Source organism: Neisseria sp. HMSC064D07 (genome assembly GCF_001837185.1).
In the GTDB taxonomy this organism is placed as follows: Bacteria; Pseudomonadota; Gammaproteobacteria; order Burkholderiales; family Neisseriaceae; genus Neisseria; species Neisseria flavescens_C.
The window spans coordinates 1-2,362 of the sequence record NZ_KV831649.1 but is presented as its reverse complement, the minus strand read 5'-3'; the positions used below and the strand labels follow the sequence as shown (position 1 = coordinate 2,362).

The following is a 2,362-nucleotide window of genomic DNA, read 5'->3' as shown; positions in this document are numbered from 1 at the left end:
TCCCCTGTTATCCATGTTCAAAGCCGTCCTGCTCAGACAATGGCATAGCCTCTCCGATCCCGAACACAGCCTCATCACCCGCATCGATTTCAACCTGTTTTGCCGTTTTGACGAACTGAGCATCCCCGATTACAGCACCTTATGCCGTTACCGCAACTAGCTGGCGCAAGATGACACCCTGTCCGAACTACTGGAACTGATTAACCGACAACTGACCGAAAAAGGCCTAAAAGTAAAGAAAGCATCCGCCGCCGTCATTGACGCCACCATTATTCAGACCGCCGGCAGCAAACAGAGTCAGGCCATAGAAGTCGATGAAGAAGGACAAGTCAGCGGTCAAACCACACCGAGTAAAGACAGCGATGCCCGTTGGATAAAGAAAAACGGCCTCTACAGACTCGGTTACAAACAACATACCCGTACCGATGCGGAAGGCTATATCGAGAAACTGCACATTACCACCGTCAATGCCCATGAGTGCAACCATCTGTCCCCTTTGTTGGAAGGTCTGCTCAAAGGTACGACCGTCTATGCCGACAAAGGCTATGACAGTGAGGAAAACCGGCAACATGAGACCTTTGCAATAACATAGGTTACTAAAATTTTATGCTCAATCTCATTTTCAAAATGCAAAACCTTTCTGATTTTTCCTATTTTTTGCTCAATATCAGGAAGGTTTTAGTCAATTGAATTTTTTTGGCGCATTTTTATGCGTCAAATTTCGTTAACAGACTATTTTTGCAAAGATCTCAACATCTGAAAGAGCATCGGCTGCAGGACGGTATTATGCGCAAAGCCCACCGCAACCGATATTTGTCGAAAACCCGTTATGTGGTCGAACAAAGCTTCGGTACGTTACACCGTAAATTCCGCTATGCGCGGGTAGCCTATTTTGGTCTGATTAAAGTGAGTGCACAAAGCCATCTGAAGGCGATGTGTTTGACTGTTGAAAGCCGCCAATAGGCTAAGTGCGCCTGTTGCTGCCTAAAAGGCGGCCGGATGCCTGATTGATTAGGTATCCAAGGTGAATTACGGGGATATTTGAGTAAAATCAATGGATATTTGAAACAAAAACAGCCGAAAACCTGTGTTAGATTTCGGCTGTTGGGGAAAAGGAATTTTGCAAAGGTCTCAGGCTGCGGGTTTCACTATTCTGAACGCTTTGTACAATATGATCAGCGGACAATCTTTGGGTTTCAGAAGGAATATAGTGAAGCGTAACATTCGCTTGTTTAGCCAAATCTTTCCATTGATTGACTATTACTGAAGACAAATTTCTATCGGCATGGAACCAGTCAATCGGTTGATTGGAAGGTTGTTTGGCTAATTCTTTGAGCCTTGCAAGGAAAGGCGTAAAACCAATACCGTTACTTACCCAAATTTGTTCATTTTTATCTAAAAAATTGAAGCGGCCATATGCACCATCAATTTGAACGGTATCACCGATGTTCAAGCGTTGAGGCAGGCGATGGGTGTAATCTCCCAAATCTTTGATAATAAGATTGATTTGTTGATTTTCAGGATTCCAGTTGGAAGCGATGGTAAATGGATGGTTTTCTCCATGTGCACGCAAAAAGAGGAATTGACTGACTTGGTGTCCCTACCATTTTGGCGCATTCAGAGTAAGTGAAAGCAGGGAGCTATTTGGGTTCATGGCTGTTACTGTTGCGGTTTGCGGTTTACCAATGCGTTTAAAGAGGGCGAGGAGCGAACAAATACTACCGAAGAATAGGGCGGTAGCCAGCAACCAGCCAAGTGGTTGAGCCCAGTAAGCAAAGTTTGCCAATACGATGGTGTGCCATACGAGTGCAAGATAGACAGGGACAATTAAGATATGAAGTTTGGCAAACAAACGGTAGGGAATAAGTTTGATCAGTGCGATAACCAATAAGACGACTGCAACGTAAAAAGCAATTTCACCCACTTCTTCTGCAAAATGGCGCTGGGTAACCAACCAATCTTTTAAAGTCAAGACTTCCTGCATCGGTGGATGAGGTGGGCGTTTTCCGTCAATCAGACCAAGTTCGATGAGCCATTTGGGGAATTGCTTGCTAGTCCAATGCAGGATACTGCCTGAAAGTGTAACGATGCTCAACCATTTATGCAGGCGGTACATTTTATCCAATCCGCCAAATAGTCCTCCCAACATTTTGGGACGTACTGCAAGAATCATACAAGCACTCATGTCCAGTATGCTGATGCTGCCGGTGAACTGTAATAATAGGTTGCGTATGGGAAGAGACCTTTGCAAAATTCCCCAAAATCCCCTAAATTTCCACCAAGACATTTAGGGGATTTTCTATGAGCACCTTCTTTCAGCAAACCGCCCAAGCCATGATTGCCAAACACATCGACCGCTTCC

At 44.8% G+C, this 2,362-nt stretch carries 2 protein-coding genes and 3 pseudogenes; 2 read left to right on the top strand and 3 right to left on the bottom strand.

Annotated elements, in window-relative coordinates; genetic code table 11:
• Together HMPREF2608_RS01365 and HMPREF2608_RS10970 are read left to right on the top strand one after the other, a co-directional pair.
• A pseudogene (locus HMPREF2608_RS01365) lies at positions 1 to 571 on the top strand (transposase); the annotation flags it as partial.
• Between the two features lie 179 nt (positions 572 to 750).
• Positions 751 to 988: pseudogene (locus tag HMPREF2608_RS10970) on the top strand (transposase); the annotation flags it as partial.
• Positions 989 to 1,090: 102 nt separating this feature from the next.
• Here HMPREF2608_RS10970 and HMPREF2608_RS11600 read toward each other — a convergent pair.
• From HMPREF2608_RS11600 to HMPREF2608_RS11520, 3 genes and pseudogenes are all read right to left on the bottom strand, one after another.
• Positions 1,091 to 1,579, bottom strand: a pseudogene (locus HMPREF2608_RS11600) (ferric reductase); the annotation flags it as partial.
• Positions 1,580 to 1,600: 21 nt separating this feature from the next.
• Positions 1,601 to 2,185 carry a ferric reductase-like transmembrane domain-containing protein gene (locus HMPREF2608_RS11595; protein ID WP_283122274.1) on the bottom strand — a complete coding sequence of 195 codons (585 nt, stop codon included), beginning with the start codon at positions 2,183 to 2,185 and terminating at the stop codon, positions 1,601 to 1,603.
• The coding region (locus HMPREF2608_RS11520) for a hypothetical protein (protein ID WP_210402750.1) at positions 2,182 to 2,362 on the bottom strand (181 nt) is incomplete at its 5' end. The genes HMPREF2608_RS11595 and HMPREF2608_RS11520, both read right to left, overlap by 4 nt.